Here is a 21227-nt window from a genome sequence, read left to right as displayed (position 1 = left end):
CAACGCACGCTGTAGTAGCGAATGAGCAAAGGTTGTATCTGTACCAGCAGCGGTAGCTGTACCCACTTTTATTCCAGTGAAAAATAACCGCCGTGCCGTGGCGCTTCTGTTCACGGCCAATGCTATTTCTGGCTTTGCTCAAGGCATCACGATGCTGGCCGTGCCGTGGTTTTTTGCCCGCCAAGGCGCTTCCAGTACCTTTAATTTATTGTACGGACTAGTCACATTTGCCTCCTTATTCTGGGGTATGTACGCCGGCGCCTTAGTCGACCGTTTCGACCGGAAGCGGGTGTTTTTGGCGTCGAATATGGTGGAAGGGGCAGTGCTGCTCGGCGTGGCCAGCTATGGCTTTGCGACGGGCGGTGTGCCGCTGGGGGGCATTTTGCTGGCTTTCACTACCACCGTGTTCGGCTACGGCATTCACTACCCCAACCTCTACGCCTTTGCCCAGGAAATCAGTCTGCCTAAAGACTACCCGCGCATCACTTCCGCCATCGAAATTGTGGGGCAGGCTACGTCGGTGGTGAGTGGAGCGCTGGCGGCGCTGTTGCTGGAGGGCTTGCCCGCGGGCCAAACGTATACTTTGTTTGGGGCGCAGCTAGCCTTGCCTTTTTCGCTGGAAGCCTGGCCTTTGCATCAGATATTCCTGCTCGACGGCATTACTTACGCGGTGGCCGTTGGGCTCATCGCTTTCATTCGTCACCAGCCAGTCATACATACCCAAGTAGAGTTGGGCTCACTCTGGAAAAGGCTGGGTACGGGCATCACATACCTGCGGGAGCACCGCGCCGTGTGGGTATTTGGCCTGTTTTCCTTCTCAGTGTTTGTAGGGCTGCTGGTTAGCCTGAATGCACTTATGCCCCTATATGTGCACAATCATTTGAAAGCCGGAGCGGGCGTCTTTGGCGCAGCCGAAGTCGCTTACGCCGTGGGGGCCCTCAGTGCTGGCCTTTTTGTGCGGCGGGTATTTCTGCGCCACCCCACGTTGCGCTCCGTCATTGTACTAATGATGATTGCCGGAGTAAGCTTTGGCGTAGCTGCGGCCACGCGGTCAGTGGGATTATTTCTGGCCTTTTCACTGGTTCTGGGCTTCACCAATGCAGGCACGCGTATCCTACGAGTCAGCTACTTGTTTGTACACGTGCCGAACGAGGTAATTGGGCGGGTAAACAGCATTTTCAACGTCGTAAATGTGCTTTTGCGCACTGGCTTCATTCTGCTGTTTTCGTTGCGGTTTTTCACCCTGGGCTCCAATATAGCATGGGGCTATGCCTTGCTGGGGGGCTTTATTGTGGCCTCGGCGACGGTTCTGGTGGTGCGCTACCGTGAGCTAAGCGCTACGCCAGTTCCGGCCTAGCCTTCGGCGCAGGTGGGGGGCTTTTCTGGGGTCCGAATCTGGGAGTTACCCTTAGTATTCCACGAAGCATAGTCATTTCTATATCGTATACCCAGCTTCCAATGCGCGCTTTTTTTTACCCTCAATAACGCTACACCAAGGCTGTATTTTCTGCCATTGCTAAAGTCGAGCTTCAAATAGCATAATTAACGGATGGCATGAGGCTTTCATGAGGCAGATATATGGAGGAAAAGGATGAATTTTATCCGTATAAAGTGCAAAATGCATGAGAATAGTTTAACAAAATTGCGCAAAAAATACTTATTTAAGTGATATAAATACGGGTTATTGGATTTTGTGAAATATAACTGCTACCTTAATTACGTATGGAGATAGTCAACAATTTTCACCACTTAATACAAATAATTATGTCGCATATTTCTCACAAAAGCTCCGAGGCAGAAAATGCTCAGGAGGAAGTACTAGTGCCCCTGCAACGCCGGGCGTTTTTGCGCTACTCTGGTGCCAGTGTGGCTTTGGGCGGACTAGTTTTGTCTGGCTGTACCGACGACCGTTTGAATGATATATTCAAGCAGGTTGACCGCAACAGCGGCGTAGTAAATGTAGGCAGTGGTGATGTTGGCATTTTGAACTATGCGTACGCGCTCGAGCAACTCGAAGCGGCTTTCTACGCTAAAGTGACGCAGGAGCAGTATTATCTAAACGCCACGCGCGCCGAAAGAATTATTCTGAAGGACCTGGCCGATCACGAAAAAATTCACTCTGATTTCCTGTACGCCGCTATCAAAGCGGCGGGGGCCATTCCGATCAAAAAGCTGACCCCTGATTTCTCGTCCGTCAACTTCGCCAGCCGGGCTAGTGTATTGGGTACGGCCAAGGCGTTTGAAGATCTGGGCGTAGCTGCCTATAACGGCGCTGGTAAGCTGATCAGCAATCCAGCGTATTTGACGATTGCTGGTAAAATTGTGTCGGTAGAAGCCCGCCACGCGGCTCTTATCCGCGACTTGTTGCAGAATGGCACTTTCGTAGGACCCGATGTAGTCGATCTGAACACAGGTTTAGAGAAGTCGAAGTCGCCTGCTGAGGTAGCTGCTGTTGCCAATACTTTCTTGGCTCAAGGCTCCAAAATCGATGTGAGCAGCCTGCCTAAGGACTAAGGCTAGTCCGCAACATTCTATTCCTTCTATCGTCAAAAAACTTACCCCATGAATATTCTCAAAATCATTACCGAAATCGAGAAAGTAGATCCAGAAGTCTACGAGCGTCTCGATCAGCGCCGCCAGATGTTCAAGCATTTCGCTGGTTTCGGCAAAAAGCTCGCCGTGGCCGCCGTGCCACTGGCAATGGGCTCCATGTTGCAGAAAGCCTACGGCCAATCCAGCGGGCTCAGTGCTCAGATTCGTGAAGTTTTGAATTTTGCCCTCCGCCTGGAGTATCTGGAAACGTATTTCTACCAGCTGGGCTTGGCTGCGCCAGGTCTGCTCACAGGACAGAATCGTTCCGATATCAACCTGATCTATATCGACGAGCAAAATCACGTCAAGTTTTTGCGCTCTGTGCTGGGTGCTGATGCTATTCCGGATCCTACGGTTAATGCTTTCGACTACACTGGTGCTAAGGGTGGTGCCCGTCCGGCGCTACTGCCTAACGTATTCAGTAACCTCGGTACTTTCTTAGCACTCGCTCAATCGTTTGAAGACACTGGGGTACGCGCTTATAAAGGTGGCGCGCCGTTGCTCATCAGCAACAACACCGTACTGGAAGCTGCTCTGAATATTCACTCTGTAGAAGCCCGCCATGCGTCGCACTTGCGCACCATGCGCCGCGGCGGCCCGCAAAGTGAGCCCGGTGATCCAAGCAGCGCACCTCAAAGCTGGCCCTCGCTCAATGATAATGGCGGCCCGGCACCTGCTATTACGGCGGCGATCTATGGCGCCGGTAACCCAGCCAGCCTGTATCCTAGCGAAGCTAACGTAGTTCAGGGTGGCCTCAATGTTCAGAATATCAGCCAGGTATCGCCAAACGAAGCCTCTGAGGCCTTCGACGAGCCATTGGATATGGGAACGGTGCTTGCCATCGCCGCTAACTTCATCAAATAAGCGCCAATTCAGTTTGCTTAAGCTATTAAAGGACAGCCCTCAAGGCTGTCCTTTTTTGTTTTAAACGAAATCGGAACCGATTTCAATGCTGCCAGACAGCATTCTTGTTTTCGAGCAAGCTGCTAAGCAACCTTATTACCCTGGTTTCTATCTACCTTGACAAAGATTGAACTATCCGCCCAATGCGCTCCTATCTACTTTTTGCTTTAGTCTTATGCAAGGCTGTTCTGTTCACAACACTATATGGGTATGCTGGTATTATCCGGGGCCGGGTAACGGATGCGCAGGGAACAGCGCTGGCCTACGCCAACGTGGCGGTGCGCACCACTGCCACCAGTACGGCCGCTAATGAGCAGGGCGATTATCAGCTAAAATTGCCCCCCGGTCGCTACGAATTAGTATTTCAGTACGTGGGCTACAAGCCGCGCATAGAAGCCGTACAGGTAGCCGGCGGCGACACACTGACGGTGCTCAACGTGAGTCTGCAAACCGAGACCTATAAAGTAGGTGAGGTGCTGGTACGCTCCACCGACCGCGACCCCGCTTATGCCTTGGTGCAGCACGCTATTCAGTGGCGGCGTTACCACCGCTCGGAAATTGCGGCCTTCTCAGCGCGAACTTATATCAAAGCCATCATCCGCCTGACTGATGTGCCCGGCAAGATTCTGGGTCTTATCAAAACGGATCCTAGCCTGAAGCCGGGCGTTATTTATTTGTCAGAATCGGTGTCGGAACTCTCGTTTCGCCAGCCGGGCCAGATTCGGGAGCGCATGATTTCCTCGCGGGTAAGCGGCAGCAGTAAGGGCTTCAGCTTTAACCGCGCCTCGGGGCGGAGCTTTAATTTCTACGATAACCTGATTCAGTCGGGCTTCTCAGAGCGGGGCTTCGTGTCGCCTATTGCCCAGAACGCCATGCTGTTCTACCGCTACGAGCTAGTGGGCACCAGCACCCAGGATGGGCGGCAAATCCATAAAATACGCGTCACGCCCCGCCGCCGCAACGACCCAGCTTTCACCGGCTTTATCTATCTGGTTGATGGCACCTGGCGTATCCATAGCCTGGAATTGAGCTTGAGTAAGAATTCGGGAATTGAGTACGTAGAGAGCATTCGCATTGCCCAGCAGTTTGCGCCCGCGCCGGGACCGTCGGATGTGTGGGTGATGCAGTCGCAAAAGGTAAACTTAGTAGGGGAGGGGCTGGGGTTTAAAGGCAATGGCTCGTTCAACGCCATCCTGTCCAACTACCGCGTCACGCCTACTTATCCCAACCGCCCCGACGAGAAAGTAGTAGCCGCCGCACCCGTTGCGCCTGAAGCAACGCCCGCACCCGTAGGCCGCGAGACCGTAGCCGATGTGAAGAAGCAGCGCCCCGATCTGGGGGCATTTCTCGCCAGGTGCGCAAGCAAACTAAGCTGGCCGATAAGCAGCTGGAGCAGCAAGCCCGCGAGGCCGGGATTGAGCCACTGGCCAAAGGTGAAGTAATGCGCGTGGAAGAAGGCGCCAACGAGCGCGACTCGGCCTATTGGGCCCAAATCAGGCCCATTCCGCTCACCGACGAAGAGGCGCGCGACTATCAGGTAAAGGACAGCACGGAGGTAATTAAAAGGTCGAGGCCCTACCAGGATTCGCTGGACCGCAAGCGCAATGAGATAGAGCCCGCCGAAATTTTGCTCACTGGCTACGAGTATTCTAACTCGTTCCGGCGGCGCACCGTCCGGCTAGAGCCCATCTTCAACACCTTGCAATACAGCACGGTAGAAGGCACTATCGTAAATGCTCAAGCCACCTTTACCCAGCGCTACGAAGACCGCCGCAATTACTCTTTCACGCCGACCTTGCGCTATGGCTTTGCGGCCAAACTGTTCAGTCCGAGCCTATCGGGTGGCTATACGTACAAGCCGCTTTCATTTAGCCGCATTGGCTTTATCGTAGGCCGCACCATTGAGAATTTCGACCCAGCCAGCCAGCTGACGCCATTCATTAACACCCAGTACACGCTGCTGCGCAACACCAATTACGCCAAGTACTACCAGCGCGACGGGGGCGAAATCAACTTCCGCACCGAGTTGGTTAATGGCCTGACGCTGCGCACTGCCCTTGGCTACGCTGACCGCCGCGAACTGCCAAACGCCACCATCAAAACCATTGTGGATGTGCCCGGCCGCGCTTTCACGCCCAATGATCCGATAAATGAAGAATTGCCCGGCGGCACTAGCTTCGGCCGCAACCAGTCACTCACGGCTTTTGCCGAGCTGCTCTGGCAGCCAGGGCAGCAGTACATCATCCGGCCGACGGGTAAGTTTAACCTAGGCTCCAAGTACCCAACTTTCCGGTTGGGGCTGCGGCAGGGATTTGGCGGCGTGCTCGGCTCCGATGTGCGCTACTCGCGCCTGGAAGGCGGCTTGCGTAAGACGCTGGAGTTGGGCCTTTTTGGCGAAAGCAACTTCGACGTAACCGTGGGGGCTTTTTGGGCCGGCCCCAACTCTCGTTTATGGACTACCGGCACTTCGCCGGCAACCAAACCATTTTCGCCGCCGACTTCAGCCAGTTTCAGCTACTCGATTACTACAACTTCAGCACGCGCCGCAGCTATATTGAAGGCCACTACAACCACCATTTCAACGGCTTCTTCCTGAATAAAATACCGCTGCTACGCCGCCTGAAATGGCAGGAAGTAGCCACGCTAAATTACCTGCGTACGCCCAACGTCGGCCATTATGTAGAGCTAGGCGTAGGCGTAGAGCACATTTTCAAGGTATTTCGGTTTGATGTGTATACGGCCCTGCGTTCCGGCCAGAAGCTGGATACGGGCATTCGCATCGGGGCTGGCTTTTAGAGCCTTCATGTTATTACGCCCGGTGGTCATGTTAACGTAGCCGGTCATGCAGAGCAACGCGAAGCATCTCGCGGGCGATCGTTGCCAAGCTAAACAATGAAGCACGCGAGATGCTTCGCGTTGCTCTGCATGACGTTCTGAAATCAAGAGCCACAACTGATTCCCACTTTCCCACCCGCGCCCCGCTAGCTACCCAAGCCAACTCATCTTATCTTAACAAGAAAAAACAGAAGATGAACCGAAGAGTATTTCTGCGTAACAGCAGCTTAGTTGGCGTCGCCCTTTCCACCCTCTCCCTCGACGCCTGCACCTCCGATACGAAAACTGCCGCTGCCACCGCTGCTGATACCGACGATACCTTCGCTCTCAATGAAATAACGGTAACGGAGCTACAGGAGAAGATGAGTGCGGGCCAGTACACTTCTCGCAGCATCACCGAGCTCTACCTGCGTCGCATAGCAGGCATGGACAAAAAAGGTCCCCAACTGCGCTCTGTCATTGAGCTGAACCCCGATGCGCTCAGCATTGCGGATGAGATGGACAAAGAGCGCCGAGCCGGCAAAGTGCGCGGCCTGCTGCACGGTATTCCCGTTCTCATCAAAGACAATATCAACTCCGCCGACCAGATGCAGACCACCGCCGGCTCGTTGGCGCTGGCCGGCAACAAAGCTTCGCAGGATGCCTTCATTGTCAAAAAGCTGCGCGAAGCGGGTGCGGTGCTGCTGGGCAAAACTAACCTGAGCGAGTGGGCCAACTTCCGCTCCACGCGCTCGACTAGCGGCTGGAGCAGCCGTGGGGGGCAAACCAAGAACGCCTATATCCTCGACCGCACGCCCAGCGGCTCCAGCTCCGGCTCCGGCACGGCCGTGGCGGCCAACTTCTGTGCCCTGGCCATCGGGACCGAAACGGATGGCTCTATTGTGTCGCCGGCCTCGTGCAATGGGCTGGTCGGTTTCAAGCCGACCGTGGGACTGCTCAGCCGCACCGGTATTATTCCCATCTCCGCCACTCAGGACACGGCCGGCCCCATGACGCGCACCGTCCGCGACGCGGCCATCCTGCTCTCCGCCCTCGCCGGCCCCGATCCTGCCGACCCCATCACCCAGCAAAGCGCCGGCAAAACGGCTTCTGACTACACCAAATTCCTGTTTCCGCAGGCGTTGGGGGGCAAAATTATTGGCGTGGAGAAGTCCCACCTGGAAGGCAGCTCCGACGCTATTCCGCTGTTCAAAAAAGCCATTGAGCTACTCAAGACCCAGGGCGCGACCATCGTGGAAGTGGACGTGCTCAAGCAAATCAACCCCTTGGGCGAGGCCGAGTACGACGTGCTGCTCTACGAGTTCAAGGACGGCGTAAATAAGTACCTGGCCACGGCCAACGCCAAGGTGAAAACCCTGGCCGACGTTATTGCCTTCAACAAGCAGAACGAGCCCAAAGCCATGCCCTTTTTCAAGCAGGAAATTCTGGAAGCCTCCGAGAAGCTCGGCGACCTAAGCACTCCCAAATACATGGAAGCCCGTCGCAAATCGTATGCTGGTGCCCGCCAGATTCTAAGCTCGACACTACGCAACAACAGGCTCGCCGCCATCATCGGCATCACCAACAGTCCCGCTCCCGCTATCGACCTGATTAACGGCGACTCTTGGCCCGGCCCTGGCTTCTCGTCGCCCGCCGCTATGGCTGGCTACCCGCACATTACGGTGCCCATGGGCCAGGCGCACGGCCTGCCGGTGGGCTTGTCCTTCGTCGGCCCGGCGTACGGGGAGGCGGGGTTATTGAGCGTGGCTTACGCCTACGAGCAAGCCTCGAAGCAGCGCAAGGCACCAGAGTTTCGGGGGCCTTTTGTGGGGTAGAGGAAATTTCTGAGTATGAGCCCTGATTCGTACTGAGACTAAAAACGACTGATTGACTAAAAGAATAAATTAAATAATAGCAGTGGCAAAGAGAATTACATTACTGAAAGTATTTTTAGCGTCACCTAGCGACGTAATAGATGAGAGAGCAATTGCTGAAGAAGTAATTGAGGATTTTAATTTAACTACGGGAGAATATTTTGATGTGAGACTTGAGTTGGTTAAATGGGAGACCCATACTTATCCAGGCATAGGTGAGGATGGGCAAGATGTAATCAATAAGCAACTAAAAGATGACTATGATATATTCGTTGGGATTATGTGGAAAAAGTTTGGCTACCCAACTAAACGTTTTGATTCTGGAACCGCAGAAGAATTTAATAGAGCGTACGAAAAATTTCGCGATGATCCAACTAGTTCACATATAATGTTCTATTTCTGTAATAGAGCGCCTGCTAGTATTGATGATATAGATACTGACCAATTAAAATCAGTAAGAGATTTTAAATCGATGGTTTCTGATATGGGGTTATTGTATCATAAATATGAAGGCGTAAAAGACTTTGAAAAGTTGCTAAAGTTGCACTTAAACAGAGTGGTTCTTGAAATAGTTGAGAATGATCAGATGCTGGATTTAAAAGTTGGCTACAGTAAAGACAAGTCAAAAGATATAAGAAGAGAAAACAAAATCAGGGATGATGAAGATGAAAAAGGTATTTTAGATTATTTTATTGAAGGTAAAAGTTATATAGATTTAGGAGTTAAAAGTTTGCATAGTATTATTAGTTATCAGAATGATTTTACGTCTAAAATAAAGAAACAAGACCAATATTTAACATTCCTCGGATCATCAACTGCTTTAATTGATATATCTACTAAGATGGATTTATCAAATTTGTTCGCCGCAGACTTGCAGGGGTTTGCTGATAAAATTAATCCTGAATTAGATAGATTAGAATCTAATTTTAATAAAGGTATTGAGCTGTATACTGAAGCTCTACAATATTATTACGAAATAGGAGTTGCTGATGTTGAATCATTGAAATCTAATTTTAAAGAATTTGATGGTTTTGATAATAATATTTCTATTGCTAAGTCTGGAATAAATGTTTTTAAAAATTCTATAGATGATTTTCCTAAGCTAAATAGTAATGTTATTAAAGCCAGAAAAGAAGCATCTGCGAGCTTAGGTAAGTTATTGAGTATTTTAGATTCAATGAACACACTGGTGAAAGGATACAGTGAAAACCTAAAGAAGATAATTGATGACATAGAATCTAATGACGGAGGACCTGAGCTATAGCTAAGTTCATTACCTTCTCATTCACTAAGAACCATATACATCGTACCTTTGCAGCTTCATAGCAAAGTAGGATGATTTCCATTAACGACTTAGACTTCCATTTTGGCTCGCGTACGCTCTACGACAAGGCCAGTCTCCACATAAAGCCCAAAGACAAAATTGGCCTGATTGGGCTGAATGGAACGGGCAAATCCACGCTGCTGCGCATTCTGGTGGGCGAGTACAAGCCCGACGGTGGTAGCATTCAGATGGGTAAAGAAGTGTCGTTGGGCTTCCTGAATCAGGACTTGCTCAGCTACGACACGCACGAGAGCATCCTCAACGTAGCCATGCAGGCCTTTGAGGAAGCCCTGAACGTGCAGAAGAAAATTGACCAGATTCTGGTCGAGTTTGAGAACAACTACCACGACGACCTCGTGCAGAAGCTCGCCGATTTGCAGGAGCGCTTCGAGGCCCTGGGCGGCTACACTATGCAGGCCGAGGCCGAGGAGATTCTGGAAGGTCTGGGCTTCACGACCGAGGAGCTACAGCGTCCGCTCAAAACCTTCAGCGGTGGCTGGCGGATGCGGGTAATGCTGGCCAAAATCCTGCTCCAGAAACCCTCGCTGCTCCTGCTCGACGAGCCTACCAACCACTTGGACCTCCCCAGTATTAAGTGGATCGAGAACTACCTGGCCGACTACGAGGGCGCCGTTATCATCGTATCCCACGACCGCGAGTTCCTGGACCGCACCACCAACACGACGGTGGAAGTGACGGGGGTAAATTGGTGCAATACGCTGGTAACTACACGTATTACCTGGAGGAAAAGGAAGAGCGTAACGCTATTCAGAAAGGCGCTTTCGAAAACCAGCAGGCCCAAATCAGGCAGGCGGAGAAGTTTATTGAGCGCTTTAAAGCCAAAGCCTCCAAGGCCAAGCAGGCGCAAAGCCGCGTGAAGATGCTCGACAAGTTGGAGCGCATCGACGACGTAGCCAACGACGCGGCCCGCGTGAATATCAAGTTCAACTTCACGGTGCAGCCCGGCCGCCACATCCTGCGCATGGAGCATGTGGGCAAAAAGTACGGCGATAAACTCATCTTCCGCGACACCAACTTGCACATCGAGCGCGGCGACAAAATTGCGCTTGTCGGGGCCAACGGTAAAGGTAAATCGACGCTGATGCGCCTGGTAGCAGGGCAGGAGGCGCCTTCCAACGGCAACCACCAGCTCGGCCACAACGTGATTATGTCGTTCTATGCCCAGCACCAGCTGGAAAGCCTGAACGTGAACAACGAGATTTTGCAGGAGATGAACGAGGCCGGCTCCAAGCGCAACGAGATGGAGTTGCGCTCCGTGCTGGGTTCCTTCCTCTTCACCGGCGAGCAGGTGTACAAGAAGATCAAGGTGCTCTCCGGTGGCGAAAAAAGCCGCGTAGCCCTGGCCAAAACGCTCATCTCGGAAGCTAACTTCCTCCTGCTTGACGAGCCGACCAACCACTTGGACATGCAATCAGTGAACATCCTGATTCAAGCCCTGGAGCAGTACGAAGGCACCTACATCGTCATCAGCCACGACCGTTTCTTCGTGGAGAATGTGGCCAACAAGATCTGGTTTATCGAGGATTACCAGCTCAAGGAATATCCCGGCACCTACTCCGAGTTTGAGCAGTGGCAGGAAGACCGCGACAAAGCTGCCAAGAAAGCGGCGCTAATTGCCCCCAGCCCTCCGCTAAAGCTACTTCCAACCAGAAGCCAGCGTTTAAAGCCGAGCCGGCCAAATCAACCAGCAACGGCAGCGCCAAAAGCAGCCGGGAGCTACAGGAAGTAGAAAGCCGCATCACCACCCTGGAAAAAGAGCTGGCCCAATACGAGGCCCAACTCGCTGATCCCGGCATCTACAGCAATGCCGCCCAGTTGAAAGACGCTACGCTTAAATTTGAGCAAGTGCAGAAAGAGTTGACTCTCCAAACGAAGCGCTGGGAAGAACTCGTGTGAGGAAGTATAAAGTACCTTATTAGGTATACAAAAAGCCCCCCTGAAATATTTCTGGGGGCTTTTTCTTTAACGAATAACAATTTGTGAAGGCATTAGAATTCTTACTCAACGGCCTCATCACCTTGACGCCGATCATTAAAGGTAATTATCTGAAGCTATATACATCAGCCCTGCTTTTAAAAACCTGATGTTGTACGCCGCTCTCAAACGCGGCAAAGTTGAAGTAGAATCTATTGCATTACGGATATTTAATATTATCTTAAGTAACGCATCCTTTATACTTAAAAGTAATTCCATGAAAAAGACATGTTATTTAATCGCACTTCTACTTTGTGGTAATACAATTAATGCCCAAAGCCAGAATTTAGAAAAAGAAATCAGGAATCTAGAGCAGATAGAAGTAAAAGCCGTTCTGGAAAAAGATTCCACTATGCTTTTGAAGTTGTGGGATAAAGAATATGTGGTTAATTCACCTGATAACGTAATTGTTTTTCCTGGAAAATCAACTTTGGATCGGCCCGTTATGAAAAGATCCAGAACGTCTTTCTCCCGCAACACCGAACAAGTTGTTTTTAAAGGTGATATGGCTTTTGCAATGGGGAGCGAAACTGTAGTTACTACTGGTGATCAATCCCAAGCAGGACAAACCATCAAGAGACGTTATACAAATGTCTGGATGAAAAAAAACAGCAGTTGGAAGTTGGTTGCCAGGCACGCGAATATCATTTGTCGATAATAAAGAGCTTTGATATCAGCAGTCCATCCTGTTCAAGAATTCACACGAACAACTTTAATTTATTTACGATAGGTAGCGTACAACATTTAGGTGCCCGCTACGAGCAGCAGATCCACAGATCACCAGAACGCAGCCAAGCTAAGACGCCACTCTGAAGTTTGAGAAGGTCAAAAAAGTTCTAGCCAATTTAACGACCGTTAGGAAATGTTGACGGAAGTGTAATTTTATTTATTAGGTATATACAAAAGCTCCCCAGGACTACTTTTGGGGGCTTTTTTATCTGTCTTCAACATGTTAGTTTGATCTTTTAATGTTGATTTCAGCTCGAATTTGCTTGAGATTTTGCTTTTGAGTTTGTGAGTTCTTATAAAATAAGAATATTAAGAATAATGGAATGGCAATATAGAGGAAGCCAAAACCATTCTTCACAATACCATAAATCATTATACCCACCATAAAACCTATAAATCCCGCAGAAAAGATTTCGTTCTTTTTAGCTTTTTTCTCTTCTAATACCAACTCTTCAAGTGTCAATTTTGAGTAATCTTTTTTGTCAGACATATTTTATTTTGCTGTTAAAGTTTGTTTGTCGTTTTGACTACTGCCAATATTTACTTACTCACCACGCCCTCACGGATACAGCAGATATTTCAGGCGCCGCTGCTTGTACTGGCTGAGCTGCGGCTCCCAGGAGGCGCGGATTTCTTTGGCCGATTTACCGGCTTCGATCTGTTGGCGGAACTCAGCCACGCCGGCCAGTTTGTTGATGTCGCCCATTTCCTTGCTCAGGGTGCGGTCGAAGAACTGGGCTTTGTTGGGGGAGGCGCGATACAGCTCCAGCATCCATTCGATGTGGATGCGGCCGGCGGTGCGCAGCTGGCGGGCATCGTAGCGGCGCAAGTCTAGGCCATAGCACACTTGGTCCATGAACAAAGGCGTTTCGCTCATGCCTTTGATGCTGGTGGGCGTGAAGGAGAACGGGTATTTGCCTTTCAGGTGAGGGCTGCCCAGCACCGTGAACGGAAATTGCGTGCCCCGACCCAGGTTGATGTACGCTCCCTCAAACAAGCACACCGATGGGTACAGCAGCACGCTTTGCTGGGTGTTGAGGTTGGGAGAAGGCGGCACCGGTAGCGTGTATTCCAGGTCGTGGCGGTAGTTTTTGATCTGCACGATGCGGAGCTTGCAGGTGCGCTTATCCGGTAGCCAGCCTTCGCCGTTTATCATCTTCGCAAACTCGGCAATGGTGAGGCCGTGGGCAATGGGAATCGGAAACTGCCCGATGCCCGACTTGTACTGCATATCCAGCACCGGGCCGTCGATGAGGTAGCCGTTGGGATTGGGTCGGTCCAGAATGAGTAGCTCCTTATTGTTCTCGGCGCAGGCCTCCATGATGTTGCGCAGCACATTGATGTAGGTGTAAAAGCGCGTCCCCACATCCTGCACGTCGAACAGCATCACATCCACGTCGGCCAAATCTTCAGTGGAGGGCTTGCGCTTAGGGCCGTAGAGGGAAATAATAGGAATACCCGTGGCCGCATCCACTTCGTTCTGCACCTTCACGCCGGCGCTGGCATTGCCCCGAAAACCATGTTCCGGCCCGAACACCTTCACGATGTTGATGCCCCGCTTCTGAAGACTATCCACGAGGTGACGCCGGCCGATGATGGTGGTGGGGTTCGCCAGTACACCTACGCGCTTGCCTTTCAGATAGGGGAGGTACTGCTCCGTTTGGTCGGCGCCGGTGATGATGGGGGGCTTTTTTGGCGTCTGCGGAACTGGCAGCAGGAAGCTGGTCAGCCAGAACAGGGGCGCTAGAAAATTGGAAAGCAGAATGTTGAGCATAGGAGCGCGGGATAAAATCACCGTTAAGATAGGAAGCTGCCGCAGACCGAAGCGCCTGAGCAGGTCTGTGGTAAGAAGCGAAGCGCTAGGGCATGCGCCGCAAAGTGATTCTACAGCAGGGCATAACCCGTGGCAAGTCCTATCTTCGCCCTTATGCGTCGCTACCTCTTTCTACTTCTGCTTGCCACTGCTTGCGTGCCCCTGGGTACGCCCATCACCGACCCTAATGCCGCCCGCTCGCCCGGCCAGCAAAGGCCCCCCGAGTATTATGCCGACAAAACCCTGCGTTATCAAGACTTCATCTATAACCCCGATGTAAAGTCGGTGCAGTGCTACGTAGGCACGGGCCAGCCGACGGAAGTGTTTCAGCCGCCGGTGGCGCCGTTGCAGGGGCAAGGCTTTACGCTAGAGTTTGATTTGCTGGGCAGTAAGTCGGAGCGGCTGACGGCAAAGCTCGTGCACTGCGATGTGGACTGGAAGCCCTCCGTGCTCACCGATATGCAGTTTCTGAACGAGATAAACGAGTTTCTTATCACCGATTACCGCACTGGCGTCGGTACCAAAGTGCCCTACTACCACTACCGTTTGCGCGTGCCGCCGGTCAAAATCAGCGGTAATTACTTGCTGGTGGTGCAGAGTACGGGGCGCGTGCCGCTGCTTACGCGGCGGCTGATGGTGTACCAAAACGACGTGGAAGTAGACCTGCGCCAGGGCATTCCGGTGGCAGGCGAGGAGCGCTACACCTTGCAGCAGATTGACTTCGCCATTCGCTACGGCGCGATGAATCTGGTGAATCCGGCCCAGGAAGTGAAGGTGATTCTGCGCCAGAATTTTCGCTGGGATAACGCCAAAATCAACCTACGGCCCACGTTCGTGCGCGATGCCGAGCGTCTGCTCCAATACCAGTATTTCAACTTCGAAAATGCCTTTCCGGGCCTCAGCGAGTTTCGCTTTTTTGACACCCGCTCCCTGCGCGTACTCGGTCAGGGCATGGCCAAACTAGACCCTGAAGCCAACCCCCGTGCCGTCCTCCTGACGCTGGAAGGCACCCGTAACGGCCAGGGCTACACCCAATACGAGGATATCAATGGCCAGCGCGTATTTGAGAACCGCGAGTACGGCAACGGCGACTCCAATGCCGACTACGCCAACGTGACGTTTGAGCTGAAAGCCGAACAGCCCGCACCCGGCCCGGTATACATCATCGGCGCCCTCACCGATTGGCAGTTTAAGGATGAGTTTAAGCTCACCTACGATGCCGAGAATCAGATTTATCGCACCACGGCCCTGCTCAAGCAAGGCTACTACAACTACTACTACGCCACCCAAACGCCTCAGGGCCCGAATAGTGTGCCGTGGGAAGGCAGCCATCAAGAAACCGAGAACCAATATGATCTGCTGGTGTACTACCGTCCGCCCGGCACCCGCGCCGACCTGCTGATCGGGTACCAAACGATAACTGCCAATGCCCGCCGACCCTGAGTAAGCTATTGTAGCTGTCAGAATAGCTGCAAAAAAGCCCCCCAGTCCTCCAGTATGTGTTTCCCAATTGTCAGGAGAGCATACCGGGGCGCTGGGGGGCTTTTTTGCTGATGATCAGCCCGATTTGGTTATTGTTTTGGCTGCCTTGGGGTTAGCTACGCACACATTACAGGTGCGCCGGACTCTATAATTAGAAGATACATAGCAATATATAATTTATATAAGTATTGCCGGGCGTGTAAAGTGCAACCATTCAGCTAGGTTGTCGTTGCAGGAACACTCCTAGTTTCCTGCTTCGTCCACGCCTCCAGACTAGTGCTGGGGGGCTTTTCTGCCACCCACTCCTATGAAAAGATCCTTCCTCTTCGCCAGCAATGCGGCATTTCTGCTGCTGTTGGCGGCCTGCACGACGAACCCCGTCACGGGCAAAAAGCAAGTCAGCCTGATGTCGGAAAGTCAGGAAGTGGCGTTGGGGCAGCAGTCCGACCCACAGGTGCTGGCCCAGTTTGGCTTGGTAGATAATCCAGCTTTGCAGCGTTTCATTCAGGATAAAGGCCAAAAGATGGCGGCTGTATCGCACCGGCCAGAACTCAAATATGAGTTCAAAATAGTCGATTCGCCGGTTATTAATGCCTTTGCCGTACCGGGTGGCTACGTGTACTTTACGCGGGGCATTATGGCGCACTTTAATAATGAGGCGCAGTTTGCCGGCGTGCTGGGCCACGAAATCGGGCACATCACGGCTCGCCATTCTGCTCAGCAGCAAACCAAAGCCACCTTCGGGCAATTGCTCCTTATCGGCGGCATGATTGCCTCGCCTCAACTAGCCCAATATGGCGAGCAAGCCATGCAGGGCTTGCAGGTACTCTTTCTCAAATTCGGCCGCGACGACGAGCGCGAATCCGACCGCCTGGGCGTGGAGTATTCCACCAAAATCGGCTACGACGCCAAGCAGATGGCCGATTTCTTCCTCACGCTTCAGCGCGAGCAGGATAAGGCAAGCGCCGCGGCTGGCGCCGAGCCCATTCCCGATTTTCTTTCTTCTCACCCCAACCCCGAAGACCGCTACAACACGGTAAAGCAGCTAGCGGCCGAGACGCAGCAGCAGGTCGGTACAACCAATCTGGCCGTTGGCCGCGACTCCTACCTGCGCATGATTGAGGGCTTGGTGTATGGCGAAGATCCCAAGCAGGGCTTTGTGGAGAACAATACCTTTTACCATCCTGAGCTGAAGTTTCAATTCTCGGTTCCTACGGGCTGGAAGCACCAAAACTCCCCCCAGCAGTTTCAGATGGCCGCCCCCGATGGCAAAGCCCTGATGGTACTAACGTTGGCCCCCGGAGAGTCGTTGGAAGCGGCGGCTCAGCAGATGGTGCAGCAGTTCAAGTTACAGCCCGTTGAGTCGAAGCAGCTGACGGTGAACAGCTTCCCGGCTCTGGCTGTCGTGGCTGATCAGGTGGCTGAGCAACAGCAAGGCCAACCCCAACAGCAGCAGGGACCCGCTACGCGGGCGCTGATCTACCTTATTCAGGATGGCAAAACCATCTATGCGATGATTGGCGCCAGCAGCGGCCCGGATTTTGCAACTTACTTCCCAACGTTCACCAGTTCGATGGAGAACTTTCGCCGCCTCACCGATGCCGACAAGCTTAACCGCCAGCCTGAACGCGTCCGGATAAAGTCGGTAACCAGCGCTACTACCTTGTCGCAGGCCCTGACCCGTTTTCAGGTACCTAACGACCGTCTGGAAGAAATGGCTATCCTAAATGGCATGCAGCTTACCGACCGCCTGACGGCCGGTCAACTCATCAAGATAGTAGCAAAATAAAGTTTAGCAGTCCTTCCGTTTAGAGCGAAGAATGCCTGCTGGATTTTTACTTTCCTCCTCATTCTGGCGGCCACCTTACTCACTACTCTTCCTTATGCAATCCACCCAATTTCGTCGTTTGAGTGCCGCCGCCTTGCTGACTGCACTCTTGCCCCTGACCAGTGCCATCAGCCTGAACTCCGGCCCTACCAAAGCCGCCGCACCTGTGCAAGGCGCGCAGCCCGATCCGCAGATTATAGCGCAGTTTGGCCTGCTTGATAATGCCAAGCTACAGAGCTACATCGACAGCAAAGGCATGCAGATGGGCAAAATCTCCGACCGCCCCGCTGATGTTAAGGGCTTTACCGTCGTCGATTCGCCGGTTATCAACGCCTTTGCCACGCCCGATGGCCACGTGTATTTCACCCGTGGTATTATGGCGCACTTTAATAATGAGGCGCAGTTTGCCGGTGTGCTAGGCCATGAAATCGGGCACATCACGGCTCGCCATGGCCAGAAGCAGCAAACGCGCTCTACCGTTGCCAATGGGGCTATTCTGTTGGGGTCCATCTTCTCGCGGCGCATTGCCTCTATTGCGCAGCCTGCCGCGCAGGTGGTCGGGCTGGGCCTGCTTAAGTACGGCCGCGACGACGAAAACGAATCCGATCAGTTGGGCGTGAAGTATTCCAGCAAAATCGGATACGACCCGGCTTCCATGGCCGATTTCTTCCTGACGTTGCAGCGCACCGAGCAGAGCAGCGGCGCATCTCCCATCCCCACTTTTCTCTCATCGCACCCCAACTCCGCCGACCGGTATCAGAACGTGAAAAAGCTGGCTCAACAGGCCGAGCAGCAAGCCGGTCGTCAGCTAGCCGTCAACCGCGAGCAGTATCTGCGTCTCATCGAGGGCTTGCCTTACGGCGAAGATCCACGCCAGGGCTACGTAGAATCCGGCACCTTTTACCACCCTGATTTAAAATTCAGCTTTCCCATTCCTTCGGGCTGGAAGTCGCAGAATTCGCCTTCGCAGTTTCAGATGGGCGAGCCCAATGGTAAGGCCGTCTTGGTGTTGTTGCCTGCCCCCGGCAACTCCCTCGATGCCGCCGCGGAAGCCTTGGTGAAGCAGCTTAGCTTGCAGTCGGCCCAGGCCCAGCGCACTACTATCAACAGCTTTCCCGCTATTGCCATCCAGGCCGACCAAGTGCAACAGGCGCAAAACGGGCAGCAAGGCGTAAGCGCCCGCACGTTGTCTTACCTTATTCAAGATGGCCAGACTATTTATGCCTTAGTGGGCCTTACTTCCCCCGCCGATTTCAATACGTATGCGCCCCAGTTTCAGCGTAGTGCCCAAGGTTTCGCCCGCCTCACTGACGCCAGCAAACTGAACCGTCAGTCGGAGAAAATTCGCATCAAAACGGCCGCCAAAGCTACTACGCTAGCCCAGGCGCTGGCCGCCAATGGCGTTCCCGCTGCTCGACGCGAGGAGTTAGCCGTGCTCAACGGCATGAAGCTGACCGATCCGCTAAGCGCGGGGAGTCTGTATAAGGTGGTGGGAAAGTAATCCCAGACTAAGGTTAACAAAACGAGAGAGAATATCACATTAGTGCATATTCTCTCTCGTTTTGTCTTCGGTAACATTTGATAAAATGAATTTCTTAACTTTTACTATATGATAGTATTTATTGTAAAACTTATCAATATTCAGTATTCCAGCTAATCGAACAGTGTCTACTCGCTCTACTAAATCACTGTCTTCTTTAAAATTTTCGTTCTCTTCGAGTGTCAGTTGAACGGCTGTTATATATCGGCGCGGTGCGTTGTTGATTTTATCGAAGATATAAAAGGAATCGGCGGTTGAAATCCAAGCCGATTCAATAATGTCAAATTGATAAATATTAGGATTTACACGTCTTGCTATTGGTGCTTTAATATTATTCAGATTCTCCCATAGATTGAGAGTGTCATTAATTACACATGGAATAAAGTAATCAAAACTTCCATGATTGCGAGCACTGTCTAATACTAATATTCCATTCTCATGGATATATTCCTTTCGCTGACTGCAATTTGAAAAGCAGATAGTTAGTGACAACATTAAAATAAGTAGCTTCATGATTGGCTTGGTTGAATAAAATAAAAACGCCCCGACCAAATAATGGCCGGGGCGTTTAAGTTACAGAGCCGCCGAAGAAGTTGCAGCTTTTGTGTCTGTCATGCAGAGCGGCGCGAAGCATCTTGCTCGCGCCGTTATTTTACTAATCCTGCGTCAGCACGCGAGATGCTTCGCTACCGCTCTGCATGACGTTCTGAATTGCTATGCCTTCTTCAAAAACTCAGTTTTCAGCACCATGGTGCTGCCGCCCGTGCGGCCTTCAATTTCCTGAGGGCTGTTGGTGAGGCGGATGTTTTTTACCATCGTGCCGCGCTTTAGCGTGAGCGACGAGCCTTTTACTTTCAAATCTTTGATGAGGGTAACGGAGTCGCCTTCGTTGAGTAGGGTGCCGTTGCTGTCTTTTACGTCCATGGGGGGCATTTTTAAGGATGTCGTGTGCGTGCGCTGGCTTGCCCTTCAACGATAGTGGTCCTACGACATTGGAGTCGTAGGACCACCGCAGGCATCCGCAACGTCTGGAAATCCGTGGATCAGACGTTGAAACGGAAGTGCATGATATCGCCATCCTGCACCACGTATTCCTTGCCTTCCACGGCCATCTTGCCAGCTTCTTTGATCTTGGCTTCCGTTTTATAATTCTGATAATCAGGGAGCTTAATCACCTCGGCGCGGATGAAGCCTTTCTCGAAGTCGGAGTGGATAACGCCGGCGGCCTGGGGGGCTTTATCGCCGCGGTGAATGGTCCAGGCACGTACTTCTTTTACGCCGGCGGTGAAGTAGGTAATCAGGTTGAGCAACTCGTAGCTAGCGCGGATCAAGCGGCTCAAGCCGGACTCTTTCAAGCCGTACTCACCCAAGAACATCTCCTTTTCCTCGGGGTCTTCCATTTCAGCAATCTGCGACTCGATGGCGGCCGAAATCGGTACTACCTCGGCATTTTCGCTTTTTACGTACTCGCGCAGCGCGTCCAAGTGCTTATTGCCGGTGCGGATAGCGGCTTCATCCACGTTGGCCACGTAGATAACGGGCTTGATGGTGAGCAATTGCAAATCTTCTACTGCTTCCAGCTCATCGGCATCAGCTTGGAGCGAACGGGCGTTCTGGCCAGCTTCCAGGTGAGCCTTAAAACGCTGGAGCGCGGCTACTTCCTTCTTGGCCTTGGCATCGCCGGCCTTCGCAGAGCGCTCCGACTTAATCAACTTCTTGTCGATGCCTTCCAAATCTTTGAGCTGCAACTCCGTGTCGATAACTTCTTTGTCGAATACGGGATCAACGGAACCGGCTACGTGCACGATGTTGGGGTCGTCGAAGCAGCGGACAACGTGAATGATGGCGTCAACCTCGCGGATGTTGGCCAGGAACTTATTGCCCAAACCTTCGCCTTTGCTGGCGCCTTTTACGAGGCCGGCAATGTCCACGAACTCAATAACCGTGGGCAGCACGCGCTCCGGGTTTACCAGCGCTTCGAGTATCTGAAGGCGCTCATCGGGCACGGTGATGATGCCCACGTTCGGCTCGATGGTGCAAAAAGGATAGTTGGCCGATTCGGCCTTGGCATTCGAGAGGGCGTTGAATAGCGTGGACTTACCCACGTTCGGCAAACCGACGATTCCGCAGCGGAGACCCATTCTTTGTAAGTTTTGAGGGATGAATAGTAAGGGTTGAACTGGCCTTGGGGGGCAAATTCGAGGGGCAAAGGTACGGGTTGTTCACCGGGAAAGCACGGTGAGCCAACGATATGCGTACGAGGCCCCTTGCGGATAGCAAAACGGCGCGCTTTGGCCGAAACCAAAGCGCGCCGCGCGCTAAATAAATAGAGA

The 21227-nt window shown here is 52.3% G+C and carries 17 protein-coding genes and 2 pseudogenes; 14 read left to right on the top strand and 5 right to left on the bottom strand.

All coding sequences use genetic code 11. The features are described from left to right. Nucleotides 1-76: 76 nt before the first annotated feature. From G7064_RS05880 to G7064_RS05835, 11 genes and pseudogenes are all read left to right on the top strand, one after another. The gene (locus tag G7064_RS05880) at nucleotides 77-1357 is read left to right on the top strand and encodes an MFS transporter (RefSeq protein WP_166072857.1); all 1281 of its coding nucleotides are present in this window, start codon (nucleotides 77-79) and stop codon (nucleotides 1355-1357) included. Nucleotides 1358-1764: 407 nt separating this feature from the next. Further along, a complete protein-coding gene (locus G7064_RS05875; RefSeq protein ID WP_133272158.1) occupies nucleotides 1765-2514 on the top strand; it encodes a ferritin-like domain-containing protein in 750 nt (249 codons plus the stop codon). Between the two features lie 48 nt (nucleotides 2515-2562). Continuing rightward, on the top strand, nucleotides 2563-3456 hold the full coding sequence (locus G7064_RS05870; RefSeq protein ID WP_166072856.1) for a ferritin-like domain-containing protein: 894 nt from the start codon (nucleotides 2563-2565) through the stop codon (nucleotides 3454-3456). Nucleotides 3457-3638: 182 nt separating this feature from the next. Then, a complete protein-coding gene (locus tag G7064_RS05865; RefSeq protein ID WP_166072855.1) occupies nucleotides 3639-4937 on the top strand; it encodes a DUF5686 and carboxypeptidase-like regulatory domain-containing protein in 1299 nt (432 codons plus the stop codon). Continuing rightward, nucleotides 4937-6291, top strand: a pseudogene (locus G7064_RS05860) (DUF5686 family protein). Before G7064_RS05865 ends, G7064_RS05860 begins: the two are co-directional and overlap by 1 nt. A 233-nt stretch (nucleotides 6292-6524) precedes the next feature. Then, entirely contained in the window at nucleotides 6525-8144 is a 1620-nt protein-coding gene (locus G7064_RS05855; protein WP_166072853.1) for an amidase, read from the top strand. A gap of 82 nt (nucleotides 8145-8226) precedes the next feature. Then, entirely contained in the window at nucleotides 8227-9447 is a 1221-nt protein-coding gene (locus G7064_RS05850; RefSeq protein WP_166072852.1) for a hypothetical protein, read from the top strand. Between the two features lie 71 nt (nucleotides 9448-9518). After that, nucleotides 9519-10019: pseudogene (locus tag G7064_RS23220) on the top strand (ATP-binding cassette domain-containing protein); the annotation flags it as partial. A gap of 197 nt (nucleotides 10020-10216) precedes the next feature. Beyond that, nucleotides 10217-11257, top strand: coding sequence for an ABC-F family ATP-binding cassette domain-containing protein (locus tag G7064_RS23215; RefSeq protein WP_410505541.1), 1041 nt, complete (start codon nucleotides 10217-10219; stop codon nucleotides 11255-11257). Between the two features lie 8 nt (nucleotides 11258-11265). Further along, nucleotides 11266-11424 carry an ABC transporter C-terminal domain-containing protein gene (locus G7064_RS23210; RefSeq protein ID WP_410505548.1) on the top strand — a complete coding sequence of 53 codons (159 nt, stop codon included), beginning with the start codon at nucleotides 11266-11268 and terminating at the stop codon, nucleotides 11422-11424. Between the two features lie 187 nt (nucleotides 11425-11611). Then, nucleotides 11612-12160 (top strand): YybH family protein, encoded by a 549-nt coding sequence (locus tag G7064_RS05835; protein WP_166072850.1) that lies wholly within the window; start codon nucleotides 11612-11614, stop codon nucleotides 12158-12160. 294 nt (nucleotides 12161-12454) lie between these two features. Here the strand turns inward: G7064_RS05835 and G7064_RS05830 are convergent, their stop codons facing one another. Together G7064_RS05830 and G7064_RS05825 are read right to left on the bottom strand one after the other, a co-directional pair. Next, nucleotides 12455-12721 carry a hypothetical protein gene (locus tag G7064_RS05830; RefSeq protein WP_166072849.1) on the bottom strand — a complete coding sequence of 89 codons (267 nt, stop codon included), beginning with the start codon at nucleotides 12719-12721 and terminating at the stop codon, nucleotides 12455-12457. Between the two features lie 69 nt (nucleotides 12722-12790). After that, a complete protein-coding gene (locus tag G7064_RS05825) occupies nucleotides 12791-14005 on the bottom strand; it encodes an exo-beta-N-acetylmuramidase NamZ domain-containing protein (protein WP_166072848.1) in 1215 nt (404 codons plus the stop codon). A 153-nt stretch (nucleotides 14006-14158) separates the two neighbouring features. Here G7064_RS05825 and G7064_RS05820 point away from each other — a divergent pair, with 153 nt between their 5' ends. From G7064_RS05820 to G7064_RS05810, 3 genes are all read left to right on the top strand, one after another. Continuing rightward, entirely contained in the window at nucleotides 14159-15487 is a 1329-nt protein-coding gene (locus G7064_RS05820) for a DUF5103 domain-containing protein (RefSeq protein ID WP_166072847.1), read from the top strand. Nucleotides 15488-15833: 346 nt separating this feature from the next. Further along, the gene (locus tag G7064_RS05815; RefSeq protein WP_166072846.1) at nucleotides 15834-17315 is read left to right on the top strand and encodes a M48 family metalloprotease; all 1482 of its coding nucleotides are present in this window, start codon (nucleotides 15834-15836) and stop codon (nucleotides 17313-17315) included. Between the two features lie 94 nt (nucleotides 17316-17409). Beyond that, complete coding sequence (locus tag G7064_RS05810) at nucleotides 17410-18855, top strand: M48 family metalloprotease (protein WP_166072845.1); 1446 nt, start codon at nucleotides 17410-17412, stop codon at nucleotides 18853-18855. A gap of 39 nt (nucleotides 18856-18894) precedes the next feature. Here the strand turns inward: G7064_RS05810 and G7064_RS05805 are convergent, their stop codons facing one another. From G7064_RS05805 to ychF, 3 genes are all read right to left on the bottom strand, one after another. Continuing rightward, on the bottom strand, nucleotides 18895-19407 hold the full coding sequence (locus G7064_RS05805) for a hypothetical protein (RefSeq protein WP_166072844.1): 513 nt from the start codon (nucleotides 19405-19407) through the stop codon (nucleotides 18895-18897). Nucleotides 19408-19608: 201 nt separating this feature from the next. Next, complete coding sequence (locus G7064_RS05800; RefSeq protein WP_166072843.1) at nucleotides 19609-19818, bottom strand: zinc ribbon domain-containing protein YjdM; 210 nt, start codon at nucleotides 19816-19818, stop codon at nucleotides 19609-19611. 119 nt (nucleotides 19819-19937) lie between these two features. Beyond that, complete coding sequence (gene ychF, locus G7064_RS05795; RefSeq protein WP_166072842.1) at nucleotides 19938-21035, bottom strand: redox-regulated ATPase YchF; 1098 nt, start codon at nucleotides 21033-21035, stop codon at nucleotides 19938-19940. Between the last annotated feature and the right edge of the window lie 192 nt (nucleotides 21036-21227).

The sequence above is a fragment of the Hymenobacter sp. HDW8 genome, assembly GCF_011305775.1.
Taxonomy (GTDB): domain Bacteria; phylum Bacteroidota; class Bacteroidia; order Cytophagales; family Hymenobacteraceae; genus Hymenobacter; species Hymenobacter radiodurans.
This window is presented reverse-complemented; position numbering and strand designations above follow the sequence as displayed.